Origin of the sequence: Pseudomonas sp. S3E17, assembly GCF_024168685.1 — a bacterium.
Classification (GTDB): Bacteria; Pseudomonadota; Gammaproteobacteria; order Pseudomonadales; family Pseudomonadaceae; genus Aquipseudomonas; species Aquipseudomonas marginalis.
On sequence record NZ_JALJWE010000001.1, the window covers coordinates 4894353 to 4915906 of the forward strand.

The 21554-nt window shown below is 56.6% G+C and carries 26 protein-coding genes; 20 read left to right on the forward strand and 6 right to left on the reverse strand.

Annotated elements, in window-relative coordinates:
- Window positions 1-4: 4 nt before the first annotated feature.
- From J3D60_RS22140 to J3D60_RS22170, 7 genes are all read left to right on the forward strand, one after another.
- A complete protein-coding gene (locus J3D60_RS22140) occupies window positions 5-673 on the forward strand; it encodes a hypothetical protein (RefSeq protein ID WP_253492762.1) in 669 nt (222 codons plus the stop codon).
- Between the two features lie 233 nt (window positions 674-906).
- Window positions 907-1386, forward strand: a complete 480-nt coding sequence (locus J3D60_RS22145; protein WP_090401192.1) for a hypothetical protein — start codon at window positions 907-909, stop codon at window positions 1384-1386.
- 52 nt (window positions 1387-1438) lie between these two features.
- A complete protein-coding gene (locus tag J3D60_RS22150; RefSeq protein WP_065941025.1) occupies window positions 1439-1900 on the forward strand; it encodes an Imm6 family immunity protein in 462 nt (153 codons plus the stop codon).
- 22 nt (window positions 1901-1922) lie between these two features.
- A complete protein-coding gene (locus tag J3D60_RS22155) occupies window positions 1923-2372 on the forward strand; it encodes an SMI1/KNR4 family protein (protein ID WP_253492764.1) in 450 nt (149 codons plus the stop codon).
- Between the two features lie 39 nt (window positions 2373-2411).
- Entirely contained in the window at window positions 2412-3197 is a 786-nt protein-coding gene (gene lepB, locus J3D60_RS22160; RefSeq protein WP_253492767.1) for a signal peptidase I, read from the forward strand.
- Window positions 3194-3610, forward strand: coding sequence for a hypothetical protein (locus J3D60_RS22165; protein ID WP_253492771.1), 417 nt, complete (start codon window positions 3194-3196; stop codon window positions 3608-3610). Before lepB ends, J3D60_RS22165 begins: the two co-directional genes overlap by 4 nt.
- A gap of 90 nt (window positions 3611-3700) precedes the next feature.
- Window positions 3701-4135, forward strand: coding sequence for an RDD family protein (locus J3D60_RS22170; protein ID WP_253492772.1), 435 nt, complete (start codon window positions 3701-3703; stop codon window positions 4133-4135).
- A gap of 33 nt (window positions 4136-4168) precedes the next feature.
- Here J3D60_RS22170 and J3D60_RS22175 read toward each other — a convergent pair whose 3' ends face one another.
- Window positions 4169-4426: a hypothetical protein gene (locus J3D60_RS22175; protein WP_253494027.1), complete on the reverse strand. Its 258-nt coding sequence runs from the start codon at window positions 4424-4426 to the stop codon at window positions 4169-4171.
- 502 nt (window positions 4427-4928) lie between these two features.
- Here J3D60_RS22175 and J3D60_RS22180 point away from each other — a divergent pair.
- Complete coding sequence (locus J3D60_RS22180; RefSeq protein WP_174562754.1) at window positions 4929-5321, forward strand: DUF2846 domain-containing protein; 393 nt, start codon at window positions 4929-4931, stop codon at window positions 5319-5321.
- A gap of 212 nt (window positions 5322-5533) precedes the next feature.
- Window positions 5534-6154 (forward strand): hypothetical protein, encoded by a 621-nt coding sequence (locus J3D60_RS22185; RefSeq protein ID WP_253492773.1) that lies wholly within the window; start codon window positions 5534-5536, stop codon window positions 6152-6154.
- 91 nt (window positions 6155-6245) lie between these two features.
- On the opposite strand, the gene J3D60_RS22190 is transcribed toward J3D60_RS22185, so the two are convergent.
- The gene (locus tag J3D60_RS22190) at window positions 6246-6833 is read right to left on the reverse strand and encodes a hypothetical protein (protein ID WP_253492774.1); all 588 of its coding nucleotides are present in this window, start codon (window positions 6831-6833) and stop codon (window positions 6246-6248) included.
- 16 nt (window positions 6834-6849) lie between these two features.
- Entirely contained in the window at window positions 6850-7461 is a 612-nt protein-coding gene (locus tag J3D60_RS22195; RefSeq protein WP_083236476.1) for a hypothetical protein, read from the reverse strand.
- Window positions 7462-7634: 173 nt separating this feature from the next.
- Here J3D60_RS22195 and J3D60_RS22200 point away from each other — a divergent pair, with 173 nt between their 5' ends.
- The 7 genes from J3D60_RS22200 to J3D60_RS22230 all read left to right on the forward strand — a co-directional run bounded on the left by J3D60_RS22200 (window position 7635) and on the right by J3D60_RS22230 (window position 12771).
- Window positions 7635-7997 carry a hypothetical protein gene (locus J3D60_RS22200; RefSeq protein WP_065941033.1) on the forward strand — a complete coding sequence of 121 codons (363 nt, stop codon included), beginning with the start codon at window positions 7635-7637 and terminating at the stop codon, window positions 7995-7997.
- Window positions 7998-8040: 43 nt separating this feature from the next.
- Complete coding sequence (locus J3D60_RS22205) at window positions 8041-8721, forward strand: CsgG/HfaB family protein (RefSeq protein ID WP_253492775.1); 681 nt, start codon at window positions 8041-8043, stop codon at window positions 8719-8721.
- A gap of 29 nt (window positions 8722-8750) precedes the next feature.
- Entirely contained in the window at window positions 8751-9113 is a 363-nt protein-coding gene (locus J3D60_RS22210; RefSeq protein ID WP_253492776.1) for a DUF4810 domain-containing protein, read from the forward strand.
- A complete protein-coding gene (locus J3D60_RS22215; RefSeq protein ID WP_253492777.1) occupies window positions 9110-9760 on the forward strand; it encodes a DUF799 domain-containing protein in 651 nt (216 codons plus the stop codon). The genes J3D60_RS22210 and J3D60_RS22215 overlap by 4 nt, the downstream gene beginning before the upstream one ends.
- 121 nt (window positions 9761-9881) lie before the next feature.
- Window positions 9882-11504 carry a VWA domain-containing protein gene (locus tag J3D60_RS22220; protein ID WP_253492779.1) on the forward strand — a complete coding sequence of 541 codons (1623 nt, stop codon included), beginning with the start codon at window positions 9882-9884 and terminating at the stop codon, window positions 11502-11504.
- Window positions 11505-11596: 92 nt separating this feature from the next.
- Window positions 11597-12169, forward strand: coding sequence for an RNA polymerase sigma factor (locus tag J3D60_RS22225; protein WP_253492783.1), 573 nt, complete (start codon window positions 11597-11599; stop codon window positions 12167-12169).
- The gene (locus J3D60_RS22230; RefSeq protein ID WP_253492785.1) at window positions 12166-12771 is read left to right on the forward strand and encodes a hypothetical protein; all 606 of its coding nucleotides are present in this window, start codon (window positions 12166-12168) and stop codon (window positions 12769-12771) included. The genes J3D60_RS22225 and J3D60_RS22230 overlap by 4 nt, the downstream gene beginning before the upstream one ends.
- 181 nt (window positions 12772-12952) lie before the next feature.
- Here the strand turns inward: J3D60_RS22230 and J3D60_RS22235 are convergent, their stop codons facing one another.
- Entirely contained in the window at window positions 12953-13588 is a 636-nt protein-coding gene (locus J3D60_RS22235; protein ID WP_027607878.1) for a LysE family translocator, read from the reverse strand.
- 649 nt (window positions 13589-14237) lie between these two features.
- On the opposite strand from J3D60_RS22235, the gene J3D60_RS22240 reads away from it, so the two are divergent.
- Window positions 14238-15302, forward strand: a complete 1065-nt coding sequence (locus tag J3D60_RS22240) for a 2,3-butanediol dehydrogenase (protein WP_227451536.1) — start codon at window positions 14238-14240, stop codon at window positions 15300-15302.
- Window positions 15303-15411: 109 nt separating this feature from the next.
- Here J3D60_RS22240 and J3D60_RS22245 read toward each other — a convergent pair whose 3' ends face one another.
- A complete protein-coding gene (locus J3D60_RS22245) occupies window positions 15412-16317 on the reverse strand; it encodes a DMT family transporter (RefSeq protein WP_253492788.1) in 906 nt (301 codons plus the stop codon).
- Between the two features lie 103 nt (window positions 16318-16420).
- Window positions 16421-17197 carry an AraC family transcriptional regulator gene (locus J3D60_RS22250; protein WP_253492790.1) on the reverse strand — a complete coding sequence of 259 codons (777 nt, stop codon included), beginning with the start codon at window positions 17195-17197 and terminating at the stop codon, window positions 16421-16423.
- Window positions 17198-17849: 652 nt separating this feature from the next.
- Between J3D60_RS22250 and J3D60_RS22255 the strand changes: the two genes are divergently transcribed.
- From J3D60_RS22255 to J3D60_RS22265, 3 genes are all read left to right on the forward strand, one after another.
- Window positions 17850-19100, forward strand: coding sequence for a lysozyme inhibitor LprI family protein (locus J3D60_RS22255; protein ID WP_253492793.1), 1251 nt, complete (start codon window positions 17850-17852; stop codon window positions 19098-19100).
- A gap of 561 nt (window positions 19101-19661) precedes the next feature.
- Complete coding sequence (locus tag J3D60_RS22260) at window positions 19662-20237, forward strand: mobilome CxxCx(11)CxxC protein (RefSeq protein ID WP_253492795.1); 576 nt, start codon at window positions 19662-19664, stop codon at window positions 20235-20237.
- 264 nt (window positions 20238-20501) lie between these two features.
- Complete coding sequence (locus tag J3D60_RS22265; protein WP_253492798.1) at window positions 20502-21461, forward strand: hypothetical protein; 960 nt, start codon at window positions 20502-20504, stop codon at window positions 21459-21461.
- The last annotated feature ends 93 nt before the right edge of the window (window positions 21462-21554 follow it).

Consider the following 21554-nt stretch of genomic DNA (forward strand, 5'->3'; position numbering starts at 1 on the left):
CCTGATGACTACGCATAAGCTTGAATTTCGTCACAGGCCAAAATTTTCAGAGCCTATTGAAAAGCGGCACCAAAATTTTCTGGAAAAGTTGTCCTGCTTAGGCAAGCCCTGGGACTTGGCCGGTGCTGTAGAAGTTTCCGATATTGAAGGCGAGCTTGTTGTTGCTGTTTCTTTAGATAAGTTTCTTCCCAAGGGAATAAAAGGCCGAATTGCATATGCTCTTAGAAGTGAGAAATATCTAGAAGATGATGCTCAATTTGATGACTCTCTATTCGTTGAGTTTTCGAATGCTAAAGTTGATTATTCCGACTTGTTGAAAAGGATTTTCCCTGCATACGTACATGCTTTTGGTGCCTATAGAGCTGCACTGCATGATTGGTCGGTTACTAGACGCGACTGGCCGGAAGTAGTAGCTGCATGCGATGCTACAAAAAAAGATGTTAACGGGAGAGATGGTGTTTTTCGTATAAATGCGGTTAATTATTTTGATGAGGCATTGTGCATTCGCGCATTTGGGAAAAGTCCTCAACAGATTATTAGCTGTCTCAAGGGGCACGTTGAGGAGGCGTCGGAACTGGCCGGAGGTGTGCTGATTGTTGTTAGCTATACACCGCTGTCCACCAGTGAGATAACTACTGCTGGAGAACGATTAAAAAAACTTTTGGTTGGGTGATGCGAGGGGCTAGGAGCAAAAGAAGTACGTGTTTCAACTCTAGCCTCAGAGCTTGCCGGTGTACTTCATCGCGCACCAATAGCTCCATATCCGCCAATCTCGAGCGGGACAATCCGGTGGGAATTCCTCAGGGTCAGGTCCCTCTTTCCTCTGAGTGTCGGAGGCGGTATGACGAATCGTCGCATGTATGTTCCCATCGAGATAATTGGAAATCGCAACAGGAGTGTTTGGTGATGACTGAATGGGCACTGTTACGCGAGCTTAAAAAGGGTGATGCGCTTGCTGTGCCCGAAGCAGGACTTTTACTCATCGATGAGGGAGTGTACAAGATTTCGGTCACTCAGTACTGCTTGGCAGATGCGATTAAAGAGGACGGGCAGGATAAGCTGAAAGTATTGTCATTTTACTGGGCGGCCAGTGACGCAGCATTTCAGCGAGCCTATTACAGAGACGTCGAAAGTGATGATGGGGCTGTTTGCCCTCCGCCCTTTGAGTTGATGCCAGAGGAGGCAGGGGCGACCTATATTGAAATAAAGCGAGCGTTGGAGACTGCCGGTAATATTCGAGAGTATGCCTCTTATCGTGTGATGTCTGATGGCGCTTTTGTTCATAAGAGTTTGGAAGGTCCGTCAGCGGTCTATTATTTTCGCTCATTGGGGTTGTTGAATGATGAGGTGCCTTACGCAATTTTGTGGAAGTGTCAGGGAGTTTGATAGAAGTGAGCTTAATTGTTTTCTGTGTTTGAGCTAAAAAGGATCGGGTTCTATGAGTTACTCGGAAAGTCTGTCTGTTTTAGAGGGGCAAATGTGGGTTAAAAGAGCGGCTATTTTTCTTTTGATTCTCGATCAAACTTTAGATAATCTATCGTCAGCTCCCGCTACCTATACTAAATGTAGTGAGGCTATTGAGTTGTGCTGGTCATGGTTAACCGATAGAAGTTTAAGCCCTGAGCAGTTGGCCTACTATTTAGACTCGGATGAAATGCAAAATGGTCCTTTGGGAGAGCATCATTTCATTACGGAAAGCTTAGAGCAAGACAGCTTGATTCTGATACTTCTGGTCATTGGCTTTTTTGCACATCAGGCTTATAAGGTTTCAGGTCGGCAAGAAAGAATGTCCGCCTCAGTCAACGAGGCAGGTGAGCAGGCTGTTGAATACATAGTCGAATATATCTATAAGGTCGGAGCGGGTGGCGTGTTAGACGTTTATCTATCTAAAAAGGGTTAATGTTCAGATGCAAGGAGTGGCGATGAAAGGCGCGTCGGAAGTTGGCGTTCTTATAAGAGAAATAGTGTCCGGTGCGTTGTATGAAGGTGATTATGGAAGCTGCATAAGTAACCGTGAATTAGTCTTGAGAGGTGTTGAGGTTCTCGACCGCGTAGGTGTGCCACTCGACTATCTTGAGTTCCTTGAACAGTTTGGATTTGGTGAGCTGGATAGCGCACTTTACATCGAGGATGGTCCAACAAAGTATTCAGTTGTTGCCGGATGTGATGTGGTTGCTTATCGTAATATGTATGTATTTGCCAGCACCGGGAGCGGTGTCCTTTATGCATTCGATGCTGCGAATAATTGGTCAATTGTCGAAATTGATCCTGAATTGAATGATGCGGAAGTCTTATATGAGGATTTTTCCAGCTTCATCCTTAGCCAGTTAACGGTGATTAAAGGTTATGTGGATTGGCGAGCCCAGCAGTAATATGCGCGGCGCCAGCATTTGCATTATTAAGGACGATCAATGAAACCCGCAAAATTCTCCCTCCAGGCCTTCCTGATGGCCTGCCTCATACCCGGCTGGGGTTTGGTGTATGTAGGCCGTACGCAGTGGGGTATCCGGGTCGCAGCGTTGTTGCTCGGCGGGGTCGCGCTGATGGGCGCCTTGGGGTTGGTCGCTACGCCCCTTGGGCTGTATGCATTCTTCGCTTTCGTCATCACTGTCAAACTGACCTCTGCCATCGTGTCCGCCGTGTTGGCCCGTCGCTACAGCGGTCCGCCCAATGTGCCGCGTAAACGCTTCCATGCTCTTTACGTCGGCGTGGTGCTGATCCTGGTGCTGACGCTCGACGTCTTTCGGGTGCCGTTGCTGGGCTTCAAAAACTATTACATTCCATCGGGGTCGATGGTGCCGACGTTGTCGATTGGCGACTACATCATGTCTGACCTGCGGGCTGGCGTGCCCAAAGTGGGGGATATCGTGGTGTATCGCTGGAACGGCACCGAGGCGGTCAAACGGGTGGCGGGAATCGGTGGTGACACTCTGGCCATCGTCCATGGCGAGGTGATCCGCAACGGTGAGAACCTGGGTTTGTTTCACGCACCGGCTGAGCGCGTCAAAAAGGACTACTCCCTTGAGTTGGCGCCACTCCAGGTAGCGCCGGGGCATGTGTACCTGTTGGGCGACAACCGTGATGTCAGCAACGACAGCCGCTTCATGGGGCAGGTCGCGGTTGAGGATGTGGTGGGCAAGGTCACCGGCATCTGGTTCTCGAATGAACGAGCGCGTATCGGGACGACGTTTCCATGAGCTTTTCGAGTATCGGCTGTCGGATCGCCCAGTGGCTGTGCCTGCTGCTGATGTGCGTCAGCGCCATCGCGTTCATCCTGGCCTGGGCCTACCTCGATCGTGATTCGTCTTGGTTGGGCACGGCCGCGGCGGGTTTCGTCTGGGGTGGGATCGGGTTGTTGTTCGCGTGTGTGTTTGAACGGTCTCGAACCGCCGCGGCGATGCTGCGATTCATGCTGACTTGGACATCGGCGTTGCTGGTGCTTGCAGCGGGGGTGGCCTATCTGGTTGGCCTGCTGTGGGTCGGGCCGGAGCAGGACTTTATGGACGCTCAACTAAAGGGCGCGTCGTGCGGTAAGTACACGGGCACGATTGAGAAAGGGTGGGAGCAAATCTGCGCCCGTTCACATTCAGAACCGCCACAAACGCCGTGAGGTTAGAGCCACCGCGTATGGACACGAGCGGGCATGTACAACGTGTGCCGTCCTCGATGACATCTCTTCGACTTTTGGATAAATGATTGTATGAGCGAATCAGTATCGGCCGCCGGTACCTGGAACCTCGCCAGCCCAGGCAAGCGCCTGCTCGGCTATTTCATCGATATGGCCGTGGTGCTTTCCCTGCTGTTTTTGAACCGAAACCTGGACTATGCCTATTTCTATCTGGGCTCTGCAGGAGGCCCGGCATTGTTTGATGGCCTCCACTATGTGCTGCTGTTTTCAGCCTTCGGGTACTACCTGTTTTGCGATGCCTTGCCCAAAGGCCAGAGCCTGGGCAAACGGGTGTGCCGCACGGCCGTGGTGGGTTACCCGTACCCCACGAACTGCACGCTGTTCCAGTCGTTCCTGCGCAATGTTCCGAAGCTGCTGTTCAGTGTGTTGGACGGTCTTTTTGTACTGTTCGGCCTGCGTCGTCGCTTGGGCGATATGTTGGCCAAGACGATTGTCATCAATACCTGAGCAGGGCGGCCTGGCCGGGCCGCCCGGTTTAACTCAGGACGGGTTGGCGTTCAGCCTGCGACTGATCGCATCCAACAAATCACAGCCGTCGCGCAGCGGAATCGCCAGCAGATGGGCGAAGTCCTGCAGCACCACGGCATCGCTGCTGAGCTGATCGCGGAAGGCCAGGTTTTCCAGCAATTGGGTGACGGCTTGGATGCGGTGCACGGCGGCGTCTTGGAGAACGTCGAGGGGGGCTTGGGTGTCGATGAGCAGGGCGGGGACGGTGCAGTCGTGGCCGGTCAGGGGCATGTAGCGGTTCATAGGTAAAACCTCGGTCAGTAGAGTGAGGCTGTCACCTATCGTCGCCAAACGAATGGGTGACAGCTGTACGCAGGTTGGCGAACCGGGACCGAGTTCCGGCAGACCCGAAGGTCTCCCGCGCACAACTGCCATAAAGCAGCGATGCGGGTACGAAAGCCCCTGCAAGCAAGCAGAAAGCTTTCGCATACGGTCAACGGATCGCCAAATCCGATCGCCCTGTTGGACGACGGCCGGACTATAAGCCCCTCACCCAAAACCGCGCAAGGCATCAGAGTAATGGCACAATGCCTCATGCAATGCCACCCACTGCCGACACACTGGCGATGCCCAGACGCATCAAAAATCTGAATCGGCCTTCGCCAGCGTTTTCGAAACCGCCCCACCGCTACCCACAAGGAAGAAATACATGATCAAGTTGTTCTGCAAAGCCGCTGTCCTTCTGTCCCTGGCCACGCTGTTTGGCTGTTCTTCGACGCCGTCGGTAGAGAAGATGCAGGCTGACGTGGCGAGCTATGCGCTGCCCAAGGCTGCCGTGGCCGATAAAGGCCTGGTGTATGTCGTACGCCCTAGCAACGTCGGGATGCTGGTACGGTTCAACGTGTTCCTGGATGACAAGGAAGCCGACTCGGAGATGGGTTACAACCGCGGTAACCAATACATCTATTTTTTCGTGACGCCGGGCAAGCACGTGATCAGCTCCAAGGCTGAAAACTGGGCGGACATGCCAATCGACGTCAAGGCGGGTGAGGTGGTTTACCTCAAGCAGGAAGTCGAAATGGGCTTCGCCGTGGCGCGCAACAGTCTCAAAGTGCTGAGCGATCTGGAAGGCCGTTATCTGGTCAAGGATGCGTCCTTGGGCACCGTGGCAAAAGAAAGCAAGTAACTAAAAACGCTTAAGACGGCCGGGCTCGAGCTCGGCCGTTGTCGCTGTTCATCCGCCCTGCACACTTAGCTTGGTAAGGGGCTGACACGCGATTCTTCAACTCTCGTTGATTGACCACGACATAAGCCGGAGTGGCACCGTATGGACGCAAATCCCCCGGTATGCGCCTGACCTTTCCGGCCCGCAATTATTTAGACCCAAGGAAGCTGTCAATGAAACTGCATCGTCTGTTTATCTCACTCACTGCGCTGGCGACCTGCACCAGCAGCTTCGCCGCGGCGCCTGTCCTGCAAAGTTTTCTCGCCTGCGACCAGAACTCCCTGGCGGTGGTAAGCCAGCCAGGGCTCAAGGAACGTGTTGCCCATAAGCTGGAGAACGGCAAGATCACGCTCAGCGGCGGCACAAAGTCCGATATGGGCCAGCGCTGGATGTTCGACACGCCACTGACGCTTGACGGTATGACCTTGACCGGCTTTTTCGCCGAAGACCAGGACCTGATGGGTTCGCGCATCATCAACTGGGGTTTCTACACCGAGCAGGCGCCCGACGCGCTTTACGCACAGCTGAGTAAAGTACCGGGTACGGCGTTGGAGAAAGCCAACGGTATCTACGCGCGTGCGCAGATCTGGTCTCACAAGCAATCAGCCTGGGTGCCGGAAGGCGGCGATGACAACGCGGGCAAGCTGGTCACCGATACGGCCGAACGCATCTTGATGGTCGAGCCCGCACCCGGTGACCTGGCCAAGACCAGCAATGGCATGATCACCTGCTCGGTTCAGGGCGCGGTGAGCGCAGCGATGCTCAAGACCACTCGACCTGACCTGATCAAGTGAGCTGAGGCTGGCAGCGATACCGCGGGCATGTTGAATGCCTGCGGTGTTCTCCGGTTTTTCGCGAGCAAGCTCGCTCCTACAGAGGGCGGGGTTACAGCAACTTGCGCTGCACCGCTTCATCCAGCGTACTGCGCGTCAGCGCCTCGACCACTTCCCGCGTGTCCGCCTGGAACGGGATGCCCACGATCAGTACCAGGTGCATCCAGGTGCGCACTGATTCGCTCTTTTTGACGCGGCCCAGCTCCTTGCCATCCTTGTCCTTGAACACTGTCTCCAGGGTGAAGGTGTTTTTCGCTGTGCTCGGGATGATGAAGAACGTCGCGCCGGTGATGATCGCCGAGGCCATGCTGAACTGTTCGTTGTTGTGCAGCGTGGCATCGACGTAGATATCCGATTCGACCTTGTCAGTGCTCACCCGCGAGAAACGGTTGGACTGGCGAAACGAATCGGCCACGGCCTTTTCCCACAGCGCCATCGGGGCGCCGACTGCAGCGTTGCCAGGGCCGCCGTTGACGTGGTTCTGCGCGGTGGTGTGCACGTACGCCGTGGGCTTTTGCACCGGCGCGTTGGCGGTCGGTGGCCAGGTCTGTACGGCGGGCAACTCGTGCTGCGAGTAAGACACGCAGCCAGTCAGCAGGACGGCGGCGAGTACCAGGCTGTGTTTGATCAATCCTTTCATGCATCACTCCTTGAAATTACGGTTTGGCCAGGTTGGCGGTGGCGGTGTCGAGCAGTTGCCCGACCAGTTTGGTCAGCTGTTGGCCGCCCATCGACGGTGCCCAGTATTGGCCGCTGTAAAGCCCGACGTTGTGTTCGAATTTGATCGAATCCTTGGCCTTGGCCAGTTCCTTGCCGTTGCGGTCGACGATCACCAGGTCGCCGGCCACCTCGAAGCTGTCCACGTAGATCGGGCCGTTGACCCAGATCCAGATGGTCAGCGTCAGCAGCGCGCCGGGTACGTACGCCGGGTGTGGCGCGCGATGGCCCTTGAGGGCGGTCATGTTGAATCTGAGTGTCACGTCCTGCTCGCCCAGGCGCACCGGATACTCGGTGACCTGCTTGAAGTAACCCCCGGTGCGCACGTACTGAGTGATCTGGGCCGTCAAGGAGCTGCTGATGGCGGCCTTGTTGGCTTCGTTGACGTCGGCGGCGCTCACCGTCACGTCGGCGATTTGCGCACTGCGCGGGCTGCTGACAGCGACCGGGTGGAGCGGGGCGGCGATGGGGCCGGTAACGGTGTAGGAAACGCAGCCGGTCATCGACAGCGCAGCGATCAGGGCCGTAGCCCGAAGCAGAGTATTAAGCACGCAATGTCCCTATAAGTGAGCAAGCCAAGTTACTGTCTCGACCCGTATCCCCATAACTTGAGGGAATGTGCGCCACCGCACGGCAACCGACGAAACACCTTGAGAACCGCTCTCAACTCCGTAAAATGCCGCGATTGTTTAAAGCACGATACTTTTCAGGGATGAATTCAGACATGCGCGCGTTTGCCGTATTCCTCTGCGTCTGCCTACTGTCGGGCTGCGCCTCCAAGCCGGAGTACTACATCTCTCCGGCACCGGTCACCATTCCCAAGGCTGCCACTGACTGGCTCGACACCTTCAACGTTGAGGTGAAGGGCAAGAGTAAGCACCTCATGTCGGATGAAAAAGCTCGCCAGCAGCTCGGTGCCGAGGTGCTGCACTTCGCCCAGAATCGCCCCAGCCTGGAGCCCAGCAACTGGCGAGGCCAGGCGCGGCAATGGAAGAGCCTTGGCGGCATTTCCAGTGTCGAGCGGTATTTCACTCGCGGGCTAAGCGACTACACCCGCGACGACCTGCGCGATATTCCGTCTTGCTAGCGTCAGCTGCTATAACCCGATTCCCCCATTTTAGGAGCACTCCTTGAAAACACTGTCCAACATCCTGCTGTCCGGCCTTGCCGCCGCAGCACTGCTGACCGTGGCCGGTTGCGCCACGGAGAGCAACCGCGCCATGCCGGTGGAACAAGTCGCCAGCGCCAACGTGGCCTATTCCGGCGTGCGCGTGCCCATCGCCGTGGGCAAGTTCGACAACCGCTCCAGCTACATGCGAGGCATCTTCTCCGACGGCGTCGACCGCCTCGGTGGCCAGGCCAAGACCATCCTGATTACCCACCTGCAGCAGACCAACCGCTTCAGCGTGCTGGACCGCGACAACATGGGCGAAATCTCCCAGGAAGCCGCGATCAAGGGCACCGCGCAGAAGCTCAAGGGCGCTGACTACGTCGTGACCGGCGACGTGACCGAGTTCGGCCGCAAAGAGACCGGCGACCGCCAGCTGTTCGGCATCCTTGGCCGTGGCAAGACCCAAGTGGCCTACGCCAAGGTCGCACTGAACATCGTCAACATCAGCACCTCCGAAGTGGTGTATTCCACCCAGGGCGCCGGTGAGTACGCGCTGTCCAACCGTGAAGTGGTCGGCTTCGGCGGCACCGCCAGCTACGACTCCACCCTCAATGGCAAGGTCCTCGACCTGGCCATGCGCGAAGCCATCAACCGCCTGGTCGACGGCATCAACGCCGGCGCCTGGAACCCGCGCAACTGATCAACAGCACCTCAAGGAGCAGTACACGGATGAGCAAGGCAGTGAAGTTGGCGCTGATGCTGACAGCAATCGCAGTAGTGAGCGGGTGCCACACGGCGCCCCAGCCCCTGTATCAATGGGAAAGCTACCAGCCGCAGGTTTACGAGTACTTCAAGGGCGAGCCCAAGGAAGCGCAGGTCGAGGCGTTGGAGCGTGATCTGCAAAAGATCAACGCCAGCGGCCGCAAGGCGCCGCCGGGTTACCACGCGCACCTGGGCATGCTGTACCTGAGCATGGGCAAGGATGACCAGATGGTGCAGGAGTTCCGCACCGAGAAGGCGCTGTTCCCCGAGTCTGCTTCGTACATGGACTTCCTGCTGAAAAACGCCAAGACCGGAGTGGCCACTAAATGAGCCTGTTGAAACTCACCGGTGCCTTGCTGGCCCTGGCTTTGCTCGGCGGTTGCGCAGCCCCCAAGACCATTGACTACACCGCGTACAAACAGGCGCGGCCCAAGTCGATCCTGGTACTGCCGCCGATCAACGAGTCGCCGGAAGTGCAGGCCTCGTACAGCCTGGTCTCGCAAGTGACCTACCCGCTGGCCGAAGCGGGCTACTACGTGCTGCCGATTGCCCTGGTGGACGAAACCTTCCGCCAGAACGGCCTGACCACCGCCAACGATATCCAGGGCGTGCCACCGGCCAAGCTGCACGACATCTTCGGCGCGGACGCGGCGCTGTACATCACCGTCAGCGAGTACGGCACCAAGTACATGCTGATCTCCAGCGACACCGCCGTGACGGCCTCGGCCAAACTGGTGGACCTACGCACCGGCACCACCCTGTGGACCGGTTCGGCTCGGGCCTCCAGCGAAGAAGGCAACAACAACAGCGGCGGACTGGTGGGCATGCTGATCACCGCGGCGGTCAAGCAAGTGATCAACAGCTCCACCGATGCAGCCCACCCGATTGCCGGCATCACCAGTGCACGCCTGCTGTCGCCGGGCCAACGCGCGGGGCTCCTGTACGGCCCGCGCAACCCGAAGTACGGCACGGACTGATATCCGGATTCTGAGAACACCACAGACCAACTGTGGTGTTATTTGAATCAGGGTTAACCCGAACATCCCGCACCTTGCGTCTGACCTTGTGAACGGATCATTCATTCACGAGGTTCAGCCCATGTCCCGTCCTCTGCTCTTCCTGCGTCCTGCTGCCCAAGGCTTTGCCGTCACCCTGGTGGTGGCGCTGGCCGGGTGTGGGCTGTCTTCGTCCCCTGAGTTGGCCAAACCGGCCGAGCCCGTTGCCGAGTTGCAACGCGCGTCGCCCCAGGGCGCCATGGTCAAGCGCATGGCAATGCCCGCGCCAATGCGCATGCAGGAATCAGCGGCGATGGACTACCGCAGCGAACCCCGCGAGCAATACGCCAACCTGCCGGACAACCCGGTGCATCGCGTGGCCGAAACGCCGGTGTCCACCTTCAGTGTGGATGTCGACACAGGCAGCTACGCCAACGTCAGACGCTTCCTCAACCAAGGCAGCCTGCCGCCCGAAGGCGCTGTGCGACTGGAGGAAATGGTCAACTACTTCCCCTACAACTACGCCTTGCCCACCGACGGCTCACCGTTTGGCGTGACCACCGAGGTCGCCGCCACACCGTGGAACCCGAATACCCAACTGCTGCGCATCGGCCTCAAGGCGTCCGACCGCGCCGTGGCGGACCTGGCGCCGGCCAACCTGGTGTTCCTGGTGGATGTGTCCGGCTCCATGGACCGCCGCGAAGGCTTGCCGTTGGTGCAAAGCACCCTGAAACTGCTGGTGGACCAGTTGCGTGATCAGGACCGGGTTTCATTGGTGGTGTATGCCGGCGAATCCCGCGTGGTGCTCAAGCCTACGTCGGGTCGCGACAAGGCCAAGATCCGCAATGCCATCGATCAACTCACCGCTGGCGGTTCCACGGCAGGCGCATCCGGTATCGAACTGGCCTACCAGATGGCCCGCGAAGGCTTTATCGACAAGGGCATCAACCGCATCCTGCTGGCCACCGACGGTGACTTCAATGTGGGCGTCAGCGACTTCGACAGCCTCAAGCAAATGGCCGTCGAGCAGCGTAAAAGCGGGGTGTCCCTGACCACCCTTGGCTTCGGTGTGGATAACTACAACGAACACCTGATGGAACAACTGGCCGATGCCGGCGATGGCAATTACGCCTATATCGACAACCTGCGCGAAGCCCGCAAGGTGCTGGTGGACCAGCTCAGTTCAACCCTGGCGGTGGTCGCGCGGGATGTGAAAGTGCAGGTGGAATTCAATCCGGCACAGGTCAGCGAGTATCGACTGCTGGGCTATGAAAATCGTGCCCTCAAGCGTGAGGATTTCAACAACGACAAAGTCGATGCCGGTGAGATCGGCGCAGGGCATACCGTGACCGCGCTGTATGAAATTGTGCCGAAGGGCCAGAAGGGCTGGTTGGAGCCATTGCGCTACGCCACTGCGCCTGCGGCCGAAGGTCAATCCGATGAACTGGCGATGCTGCGCGTGCGCTACAAGCCCGCCACGGGCGGTGACAGCCGCTTGATCGAACGGCCCATCCGCCACGAAACCACCCAGGCCAGCGACGATCTGCGCTTCTCGGCGGCGGTGGCCGCCTTCGCCCAACAGCTCAAGGGCGATGGCCGCTACACTGGCAGCATGAGTTTGAAGGACACCGCCGCACTGGCCCGTTCGGCCCGGGGCGATGACCCGTTCGGCCTGCGCAACGAGTTCGTGCAACTGGTAGAGCTGACCCAAAGCCTGAAACCTTGATCTCGACCACGACACGGATCAAATGTGGGAGGGGGCTTGCCCCCTCCCACACTTGAACAGCGTTAAATTTATAAAAGGAGTTCGCCCCCTGCATGGCTGTTCCAGATGATCCATCCAGCGACGAATCGCTGCTGGCCCGTTACCGAACCGGTGACGCCGCCGCGTTCGAAGCCTTGTACGCGCGGCACCGTCAAGGCCTCTACCGCTTCCTCGTGTCCCTGAGCAACAAAGCCGAACTGGCCGAGGAAATCTACCAGGACACCTGGCTCAGCCTGATCCGCAGCAACACCCAGCCACAAGGCCGGGCGAGTTTTCGTACATGGCTGTTCCAGATCGCCCGCAACCGCCTGATCGACCACTGGCGCAAGCACGGCATCCACAACCCGCTGCACGACAGCTACGATGAGCAATTGCACGCCCAGGCCGACGACAGCGCCGGCCCCGAGCAACAGCTGAGCCTGAGCCGCGACCAGGCGCGCCTCGACGCCGCCCTGCAAGACTTGCCCGAAGACCAGCGCGAAGTCTTCCTGCTGCGCCTGCACGGCGACCTCGACGTGCCGCAAATCGCCGCCCTCACCCAAGCCCCGCTGGAAACCGTCAAAAGCCGCCTGCGTTACGCCCAGCAGAAACTGCGCCGCCTGCTGGCCGAGGAGATACTTGCATGACCGACTCCCGACACACGCCCGACACCGACGACGTGCTGCTCCAGCATTACCGTCAACACAGCAGCGGCGAGCCGCCCGCGCCCCTCGACGCCTTCATCCTCAACGCCGCCCGCCGCGAAGCCCCGGCACCGCCACCGAGCCTGTGGCAACGCTGGCTGCACGCCTGCCAACGCCCGCGCTGGCAAATGGCATTCGCCACCGTGGCCGGCTTGGCGCTGATGATCGGCGTGGTCACGCGCTCGCCCGTGCCGCAACCCGAAATCTCCACGGCGACCTTCTCCGCCATGCACGAGGAAGCCGCCCGCCCGGCGCCGCAAGCGTTGTCCGCACCGGCGCCGATGGCGCGCATCGCCGCCGCGCCCAAGGCTGAACGTGCGCCGGTTCAGGCTGAGATGGCAGGTGCGCTGGCAGATGAATCGAGCGCCAGACTCAGCAAGCGCGCACCGTCAGCGTTGCCGTCGCTGGAGCAAGAGTTACAGGCGATAGTGCGCTTGCGTGAAGCGGGTGAAAGCAAAGCCGCGGATGAAAAATTGCTGGCGTTGCACGCGCGCTTCCCCGAGGAAGACCTGCCGGCGCGGCTGGAGGCGCTGCGCAAGCATTGACCAAGAAAGAATGGGCCACCGGTAATCTGTGGTGAGCGGGCTTGCCCCGCGCTGGGGTGCGAAGCACCCCCAATGAAGACAAATGCGGTATACCCGATAGCGCACAGCGTCTGGTTTTGGGGCTGCTGCACAGCCCAACGCGGGGCAAGCCCGCTCACCACAGTGCCCTCAAACCCCGTCTTCAACGCCGCGCATCAAAAACCATGCGCACCGCCAGGCCAGCCAGCACAGTCCCCATCAGCCAGCGCTGCACCAGTTGCCATACCGGCTTGGCCGCCAGGAACGTCGCGATGGAACCGGCCATGATGGCGATCACCGCATTCACGCTCACACTGATCATGATCTGGGTAAACCCCAGCACGATGGATTGCGTCAGCACGCTGCCGTGGCCAGTGGGGGAGATGAATTGGGGCAGCAATGACAGATACATCACCGCGACTTTCGGATTCAACAGGTTGGTCACAAAGCCCATCATGAACAGCTTGCGTGGGCCGTCCCTGGGCAAGTCGCGCACATGAAACGCCGAGCGCCCGCCGGGCTTGACCGCTTGCCAGGCCAGGTACAACAGGTAAAGCGCACCGCCGAGCCGGAGTGCGTCATACGCATACGGCACTGCCATCAGCAACGCGGTAATCCCCAGCGCCGCGCACAGCATATACACGACGAAACCCAGCGCCACGCCGCCGAGTGAAATCAACCCGGCCAGCGGCCCCTGGCAGATCGAGCGCGAAATCAGGTAGATCATGTTCGGGCCGGGCGTCAGCACCATGCCAAGGGAAATCAGACCATACGCCAGCAGGCTCGACAGTTCGGGCATGGGTTAACTCCTGTAGGTTGAGCGCGTCGTTGCGCAGGTTGGATGCGCCTGATGGTAGGGCGGGAGCAGGGCGTGCGTTAGATACAGATCGGCTGACAAAACGTCATACAGGTGGCTTGGGCCGCTTGAGCACCCTTGGTTGGCGCCGGTTCGTCAGTTAAGGGCGAACACCCTACTTGTGGTGAGCGGGCTTGCTGTGATGAGCGGGCTTGTTGTGGTGAGTAGTCCTCGATCACGTGGGGCGTGGAGGTGCAATCTCGAATGGGTTATCGGGTGAGCCTGCGCAAGCTTATTGTGGTGATCGGGCTTGCTGTGGTGAGCGGGCTTGCCCCGCGCTGGGGTGCGAAGCGCCCCTATTGAAGACGACTGCGGTGTATCAGGCACGCCCCTGGCATCAACGCTTGCAGTGAGACGCAACGTCTCACGGTCTCGTCGCTACCGCGTGCGATCTGGCATGGCGCGTCTCGTTTGACCTCAATGCCGGCCACCCTGAGGTTTGCATTCGGCGGCTCTAGGAGAGGGGCGTCCAGGCGTTTTTGCACAGCTGGCACCGGCCTTGCTCTGGCCACTGGCAACCCACCCGGCGCGCCAGTGCCAACCGTTTCAAGGAGACTTCGCTATGAGCCTTTCGAGCAACTCGCAACGCAGCATGCGTGCCGCTGTCTGGCACGGTCGTAACGACATCCGCGTCGAAGACGTGCCGCTGCCCGTTTCGCCGCCTGCCGGTTGGGTGCAGATCCGCGTGCAATGGTGCGGCATTTGCGGCTCCGATCTGCATGAGTACGTGGCCGGCCCGGTGTTCATTCCGGTCGACGCCCCGCACCCGCTGACCGGGATCAAGGGCCAATGCATTCTCGGTCATGAGTTTTGTGGCGAGATCGTCGAACTCGGTGCCGGCGTACAGGGCTTCAGCGTCGGCGAGCCGGTGGCAGCCGATGCCTGCCAACATTGCGGCACGTGCTACTACTGCACCCATGGGCTGTACAACATTTGCGAGAACCTGGCCTTTACCGGCCTGATGAACAACGGTGCGTTCGCCGAACTGGTCAACGTGCCCGCCAACCTGCTGTACAAGCTACCGGCGAACTTCCCTGCTGAAGCCGGGGCGCTGATCGAGCCTCTGGCCGTCGGCATGCACGCGGTGAAAAAAGCCGGAAGCCTGCTCGGGCAAAACGTCGTGGTGGTCGGTGCCGGCACCATCGGCCTGTGCACCATCATGTGCGCCAAGGCGGCGGGCGCGGCCCAGGTGATCGCGCTGGAAATGTCCGGCGCGCGCAAGACCAAGGCCCGGGAAGTGGGGGCGACCCATGTGCTCGATCCGAATGAATGCGACGCCCTGGCCGAGGTCCGCCGCCTGACCGGCGGGCTCGGCGCGGACGTCAGTTTCGAATGCATCGGCAACAAACACACGGCCAAACTCGCCATCGACCTGATCCGCAAGGCCGGCAAGTGCGTACTGGTGGGCATCTTCGAAGAACCCAGCGAGTTCAACTTTTTCGAGCTGGTGGCCACGGAAAAACAGGTACTCGGTGCGCTGGCCTACAACGGGGAGTTCGCCGACGTGATCGCGTTTATCGCGGATGGGCGGCTGGACATCTCGCCACTGGTGACGGGGCGCATTCAGTTGGAGCAGATCGTGGGGCAGGGCTTTGAGGAGCTGGTTAAAAACAAGGAACACAATGTGAAGATTATCGTGTCGCCTGCCAGGGTCTGACGCGCACGCTGACCGCCGCAGTCTTTGCCCCGCTCCCGACTCCTCAAGCAAGACAGAGAAGGGGAGTGGGGGGCGTGTGGGCACGACTGAAAAACTCGGCCCGTCGAGATCACCGTGAGGTCGTGCGTGAGCGTGAAGTGGCGATGACCGCCCCCGTAATGATCAACACCGCGGGAATCATCAAGATCGGCTTGGCATCGCTTTGCCCCACGGCAATCAGCAGCAGCGTGGAGAACAGCGGCGCCAGGTAAGACAGGGCGCCCAGCATCGATAGGTTTCCGTGCTTGGTCGCGTGGTCCCAGGCGAAAAAAGCCAGGCCCACCGGGCCCAGCCCCAGGGCAACGATTGCGGCCCACTGGCCCGGCTCAGGCCGCACCGTGGTTTCGAAAGCCAGGTGACAGAGCCCGCCGGCCACTGCCACCAGCCCGCAAATCCCCCCGATGATGTTGCTCGGAACATGGCTGAACCGCCGGTTGAACACCGAATACATCGCCCAGACCCAGGCACACGCAAAGGCGGCGGCGTAACCGATAACCGGCATCGACGCACTGTCACTCCGGGCCCGCAGTTGCATGATGAAGGCCGTCCCCGCCAGGCCGAGCAAGGCGCCCAGCAGCTGGCGCTTGCGCAGCGACTCGCCGGTGGCAAGGCTCGACAGCAGCACGATCAGCAGTGGCCACAGGTAGGCAATCAGGCTGGCTTCAGCCGCAGGCGCGGCCTTCAGGGCAAAGAAATACAACGCGTGATAGACAAAGATCCCGGCAAACCCCGTGGCCCACACAGGCCAGGGCTGGCGCCAGCTGCTGAACCCAGCAGCGCCACGCAGCCCCAGCACGCACAGGCTGGCCACGAACGCGACCGCGAAACTCGAAGCCAGCAACTGAAAGGCCGGGATGCCGGCGGTCAAGGTGGTCAGAAGCGCCAGGCACGCCCACAAAAACACGGCAATCACCCCGATCAGCGTCGCACTGGCGGCGCCCTTGGCAAGGGTGATGGATGGGTTGGAAGTGCTCATGCAAGCCCCGTCTGCGGATAATCCTCAAGCGGGAACAATAGAAAGGTCGAGAGAGCGAGTATTGATCAGACCCGCCGAAGAATTGTTCGGGACTGCTGTTTTTTCAGTGATCTCGCCCTTGTTTTCGCACCACGGCCGGCGTCAGATGGCGGGCTTTCTTCAGGGCATGGGTTAACGCACTCTGGTCGGCGTACCCGGCGCGATGCGCAATATCAATGATCGACAAAGATGTTTGGCGCAACAGGTCAATGGCCAGATTCAGACGCAAGTTCGCGATATGCGAGAACGGCGTTGTGTTCAGGTGCTGCCCAAATAGCACATACAAGCGCCGCTCACTGGTGCCCGCATAACGCGCAATATCATGCGCCGTCAGGGCCGTGCCCAAGTGCTGCTCGATGTAGGCCAGCGCGCGAGCAAGAATGAACTGACCGGGATCGCTCCGCGCAACCTCGGGCTGCAATAACGAACACAACAACAACCGACTCCAGGACTCGGCCATCGCGAGCGACCCGACCAACTGTGGCCCGTTGCTGCTGGCGTAATCGAGCAAATGCCGTATATCGGGCCTGACCGCAAAAAAGCGCTTGTCGTTGAGTGGGTCAAATGACGCAACCGTACCCTTCTGCGCCTCGCCACGCTCGGTCGAGACGTCCAGCACCAGGAAACGGTTATGGGTGTTGGCCAGGAACGTATGCCGGGCCCCAGCAGAAATCACCACCCCCTGACTCGCATCGACCTTGCCACCTCGTCCGTCGACCTCAATCTCCATTGACCCGGATTGGGGGAGTACGACTTGATGAAAGTCGTGCTGGTGAAGCTCGACCTGACCGGAGTAGGAGCGCAATGAGAGGGAGAGCGATTGGGGGGTGGGGGTGCTCATCCGTGAGTCTCCGGGGGTGAGGGGGGTATCGTATGTCAGGGTTCTGGCTGGATGCCAGACTGTTTCTGGGGGGAGGGATTTTGCTGGGCTTGGGGTTGTGTTTATGAGGACGTTAAGGCGTGTGATTCAAAGGTGCGAGAGGGGGGGATTTGCGGGGGGAGGACAGCGGTAAACCGTCAGAAACAAGAAAGCCCGCACGGGGCGGGCTTCTTGGGGTGTTTCGTAGACTGTCTGAGACAGTCCGAGACTGCTATATGGTGCCCCGGCGTCATTTGAATTCAGACCATAAGCAAATGATTCATATAGAGATTATTAGGTCTATAAATTCTAGGGATGCATACGGGGATACAAAGAGATTCCTACTAGCTTATGTTGATCTGGCCATTGAGTACTAAATTCCGCTCTAGCTGGATACCAAGCCCTAGCGAGCTTTGCTTGCGGGATCAGGCTGTCCTGAGCCCGAAGATACCGTTTAGGGTCGGATTTTTACGTTGATTCCGGACAATACTGGCAAGACGCGATTTCTTCGTAGTTCATGCACTTGATGCGGTCATCAACCCGTATGTTTTGTCAGAAACGGCGGAGTGATGGAAGGGCGCAGTTTTATCCAGCTATATTGGACAATAAATCTCGATCTAGCATCGGAGGCACAGTGGCACTTCCAGAACCAGATCCTTTTCAGTGGGAGGGCGCACTCCAGTGGATTGAGGCGCTGATCAGCGGTAAATGGGGAGGATGGCTCATTCTTCCTCTGGTCTACGGAATTTTCCGATTCGGCGAGTATATGCTCAAGCGAAAGGTCGAGAGCAAACCTGAAACGGAGAAAATTGCGCAATACAGTCAACTCGCCGACCTTCAAAAGAAGCTCGACGAAAATGACATGTCGATCGGTGACCTTCACAGACTGCGAAGTCAGGTTCTTGGCGAAGAAGCGGCGAACGCGGTCATAGTGGCTACGCAATACGCCGATGTAGCAAAACAGTTAGTTATGGACGTCAAATGCATTGAACATGAACTTAAGGAACCTAGTGAACAAATTTCTGAGTATTGGGAGAAGACATTAACGCAAGCTGACATGAACTTACTGTCTGCGGTAAAGGCACAAGAAGCCGATCATGATCTGACCGCATTGGTGCTCGATTTGATGCAGCGCCTATCTACCGAGGAAGCTGCATGGCTACAGAAAGCCCAAGATCAGTGGCAATCGTTTAGAAAGGTGGAGGCGGAGCGGGAAGCGATAGCTTGGGAGGGCGGGTCAATTCGACCCCTAATGACTAACGCTAGGTTTGAGGCCATAACCCGTGAACGAATCGCCTCGTTGCAAGGCGAGACTACAGGCCCTGATGGTTCTAAGCTGGAGCTCCACAGAGTAAAAACACCACAAAATTTACTCCAACACTTGGAGCGTGGGGTGCCCAGGGCGCGTGTTAGCGACTTATTGGGGACACCTACGTACATTCATGGAAATATCTGGCTTTTCCGATATGAGGAGACTCAGGTTGAGCTTTCCTTTGACGAAAACGGAGGTATTGCTGACGTTGTTGTTGCCTTGTGTCACGGAGAAACCTATGGGGGATACAATCCTTTCGTTGATATTCCGCTTGGGAAGCTAACGCTCGCTGACATTCTTGAAATAGATCCGCAAATCACCGTAGGCCACCGTTGGAGCATGCGAACGGAGGAGTTGACCGTGCATATTGGTATTGGTCCCCCGGGCGTATGGATGGGCTATTATTTTGGAGCGCTGTCTATTTTCAGCGGTGCGGGTAGTTTGCAGGAAGTTCTCTTTGAATGGGATCGTGAAACGGAAAGGCTGGTCACAGACCCCAAAGATGTTCTAATAAACTGGATGGGTACCTCTAACTCACTCGAGGCTCCTTATTTCAGTTGGTTTATCAAGTAGAAATGGAAGGCTTAAGCCGGATGAATGTCGACCCTGTAGTTCACACACCGATCTGTGAACCCTGAACCTAAATATAAACTTATGAAGCGATATTAGGCTATTTAAAAGGTCGTGAGATACATACTGCCCTTTTTTGGTGGCGTTTGATCTATTTATGCGTGATTAGCAAAGTACTTTGGCTTGAGGTATAGCACTCGCTTCAACGCTTAGGCACCAGAGTTGCGGTTGGGCATTTATAGCGCGTTGTGAGCAGGTGGTATGACAAAAAAACCTCGGCCAGTTATGCCGATCCGGGCACTCAGGTGCGATGGTGCGGCAAAAGATAGCTGTTTCACAAAAAATGTTCGGCTAGCCACCGTTTGGATTGTCTTCCCCCCGTTTCCCAGGCTACCCTCACCTTCTAGAAGCAGCCAGGAAGCCTATTGCCCCACGGATAGGGAATGCTGCTCATATTGGGGGAAATTGCTACGAGGCTATAGCATCGCTCGAGGTGCAAGGCGTAGAAATAATTTGATTCCTCTGAGAGAACGCTTGAAATTATGGAGTTACACAGGAGTGGACATGAATAATGGAGTGTTACAAGGCAGAACAAACGCCCTAGTAGCAGAATATATATATACAAGTAAGTTAAAGCTACTTGAAACTCTGTCTTTGACCATAAGCTGTTTAACAATTTTAGTGCCTATTTTGTTTTCCGCAGCAATTTTAATTGCGAAAGGAACCCCGTACGAAAGCGCTCTGAATGTCGTATCTATAATGCTGTCAGTACTGCTTTTGACTTTGTCAGTTTTTTCGTTGATTTTAAAAATTGATCAAAGGCGAGAAAATTATTTAATCGCAAGGAGATCAAATATTTATGTGGGTAGTGAAGCTCTAAAGTTACTTCATAAGGACGATTCGGAGCTTTCATGGTTCTATAATTATCTTGTTGAAATGGATTCAAGAGATCAAGAGAACCTCGGGAGTGTAAGTGGGGTTCTCAAAAAGGAAGCCTATCGCTACTCTTTGAGTAAGTTGGTTCCTGGAGACGCAAATGTAGTTTGCTCCTTTTGTGAGTCATCTCCATTTAATTTTATACCTGGTGAGTGTCAGGTATGCGGTAACACACCTGTAAGGAGGCAGCATGTCAGTAATTAGACAATTTGATACTTGGTATGAAAAACTTTCTGATGCAGAGAAAAGCGAAATACTAAAGCACGTGTTAAATACAAAGTGCCAGATAGCATGCGAAGGATTTCACGCGGGTCCGGCCGGGTTGTTAAGTAAAGGGCTCTTTGTAGCACCGTCAGGAAATCTTGCTGAAAAAGTGTGTGCACTTTGTGGTAAGTGAGATAGTTGTTTAACCTTCGGCTGTTTCGATTACTGATGCCCCTAAAATCCAGGGCTACTAAGAGCTAAAAAATGCCTAAGCCGCCTCCGCTCACCAAATATCAGACCAATAAACTTGCGGTTTTAGAACCGCGATTAAAGCTGTGTGTAAGATCTGCGAATTTAGATCTAGCGAAGCAGATTACTGCTGAAATCCAACTTCTACTTCGGCCTACCGGGCATGAGGTAAGGCTTTTACAATCAAAAAACTGGCTATTTGAAACGGCTATGGAAGCGAATAGTATTTTGTTTGCAAAGCTGGGTTTTGAAGGCGTCATGAAAAAAAGCTCCGAAGGAACAAGGCTTAATCTCGAAGCAACATCCTTGTTGGCGATCTGTTATTTGCGCGAAAAAAATTTAATAAAGGCTCGCGAGTTAATTATTAAGGCCATTCGAAATATTGGCAATATAAAGTCTGATGAGCGCAGAAAACAGTTTCATAAGAGATTAATCGAGCGGTTGGAGGAGGAGAGTATTTTAGTAGGGCTTCAGACTGAAGGTGAAGCGCCTCTTGATATATCGAAGGTTAATCAAGAGGCGATAAATCTTATAATGAGTAAGAATGAAGATCAAATCTTGATAGAAATGGGGAAAGCTGTTCCAAAAGATTCAATAGATATATTGAAGGAAGTCCGAGATACTTATCAGCTTAATCTTCCCAAACCAGATGTCAAGTTCTTGCCTCCCCCACTGACCGAAGAAACTAAGCTTGAACTTGGAAAAAGAGCAAGCTCGGCCCTTAAGCGCGTTGCTTGGCGGGCCATATGCAACCCAGAGAGCGAGGTTTATAAGGCATGGAGCCAAGGGCTTTCGGTTGTATACGATAAAAAATACATCGCTGGAGCGATTGTTACATCGTTCTCTTCATTTAGCATCTCCGCAACTATGATAGCCGCTAGTGCGGTCGCGCTCGCAATTAAGTTTGGAGTTGAAGTTTTTTGTGAAACATTCGTGCCGAGCGGTTTGATGATAGATAAAAAAGAAAAACCTTAATGTTGTTTTGTAGTGTAGGCGAGAATTGGTGATTTAATTGGGGGGGCTATTGATTGATAGCGTACAAGGGAGTCAGCGTTATGGTGGTCTTGC

Excerpts from the sequence above, each read along its gene's own strand:
- J3D60_RS22140 (WP_253492762.1), top strand. The coding sequence starts at position 5 with ATGACTACGCATAAGCTTGAATTTCGTCACAGGCCAAAATTTTCAGAG.
- J3D60_RS22145 (WP_090401192.1), top strand. The coding sequence starts at position 907 with ATGACTGAATGGGCACTGTTACGCGAGCTTAAAAAGGGTGATGCGCTT.
- J3D60_RS22150 (WP_065941025.1), top strand. The coding sequence starts at position 1,439 with ATGAGTTACTCGGAAAGTCTGTCTGTTTTAGAGGGGCAAATGTGGGTT.
- J3D60_RS22155 (WP_253492764.1), top strand. The coding sequence starts at position 1,923 with ATGAAAGGCGCGTCGGAAGTTGGCGTTCTTATAAGAGAAATAGTGTCC.
- lepB (WP_253492767.1), top strand. The coding sequence starts at position 2,412 with ATGAAACCCGCAAAATTCTCCCTCCAGGCCTTCCTGATGGCCTGCCTC.
- J3D60_RS22165 (WP_253492771.1), top strand. The coding sequence starts at position 3,194 with ATGAGCTTTTCGAGTATCGGCTGTCGGATCGCCCAGTGGCTGTGCCTG.
- J3D60_RS22170 (WP_253492772.1), top strand. The coding sequence starts at position 3,701 with ATGAGCGAATCAGTATCGGCCGCCGGTACCTGGAACCTCGCCAGCCCA.
- J3D60_RS22175 (WP_253494027.1), bottom strand. The coding sequence starts at position 4,426 with ATGCCCCTGACCGGCCACGACTGCACCGTCCCCGCCCTGCTCATCGAC.
- J3D60_RS22180 (WP_174562754.1), top strand. The coding sequence starts at position 4,929 with ATGCAGGCTGACGTGGCGAGCTATGCGCTGCCCAAGGCTGCCGTGGCC.
- J3D60_RS22185 (WP_253492773.1), top strand. The coding sequence starts at position 5,534 with ATGAAACTGCATCGTCTGTTTATCTCACTCACTGCGCTGGCGACCTGC.
- J3D60_RS22190 (WP_253492774.1), bottom strand. The coding sequence starts at position 6,833 with ATGAAAGGATTGATCAAACACAGCCTGGTACTCGCCGCCGTCCTGCTG.
- J3D60_RS22200 (WP_065941033.1), top strand. The coding sequence starts at position 7,635 with ATGCGCGCGTTTGCCGTATTCCTCTGCGTCTGCCTACTGTCGGGCTGC.
- J3D60_RS22210 (WP_253492776.1), top strand. The coding sequence starts at position 8,751 with ATGAGCAAGGCAGTGAAGTTGGCGCTGATGCTGACAGCAATCGCAGTA.
- J3D60_RS22215 (WP_253492777.1), top strand. The coding sequence starts at position 9,110 with ATGAGCCTGTTGAAACTCACCGGTGCCTTGCTGGCCCTGGCTTTGCTC.
- J3D60_RS22220 (WP_253492779.1), top strand. The coding sequence starts at position 9,882 with ATGTCCCGTCCTCTGCTCTTCCTGCGTCCTGCTGCCCAAGGCTTTGCC.
- J3D60_RS22225 (WP_253492783.1), top strand. The coding sequence starts at position 11,597 with ATGGCTGTTCCAGATGATCCATCCAGCGACGAATCGCTGCTGGCCCGT.
- J3D60_RS22230 (WP_253492785.1), top strand. The coding sequence starts at position 12,166 with ATGACCGACTCCCGACACACGCCCGACACCGACGACGTGCTGCTCCAG.
- J3D60_RS22235 (WP_027607878.1), bottom strand. The coding sequence starts at position 13,588 with ATGCCCGAACTGTCGAGCCTGCTGGCGTATGGTCTGATTTCCCTTGGC.
- J3D60_RS22240 (WP_227451536.1), top strand. The coding sequence starts at position 14,238 with ATGCGTGCCGCTGTCTGGCACGGTCGTAACGACATCCGCGTCGAAGAC.
- J3D60_RS22245 (WP_253492788.1), bottom strand. The coding sequence starts at position 16,317 with ATGAGCACTTCCAACCCATCCATCACCCTTGCCAAGGGCGCCGCCAGT.
- J3D60_RS22250 (WP_253492790.1), bottom strand. The coding sequence starts at position 17,197 with ATGAGCACCCCCACCCCCCAATCGCTCTCCCTCTCATTGCGCTCCTAC.
- J3D60_RS22260 (WP_253492795.1), top strand. The coding sequence starts at position 19,662 with ATGAATAATGGAGTGTTACAAGGCAGAACAAACGCCCTAGTAGCAGAA.
- J3D60_RS22265 (WP_253492798.1), top strand. The coding sequence starts at position 20,502 with ATGCCTAAGCCGCCTCCGCTCACCAAATATCAGACCAATAAACTTGCG.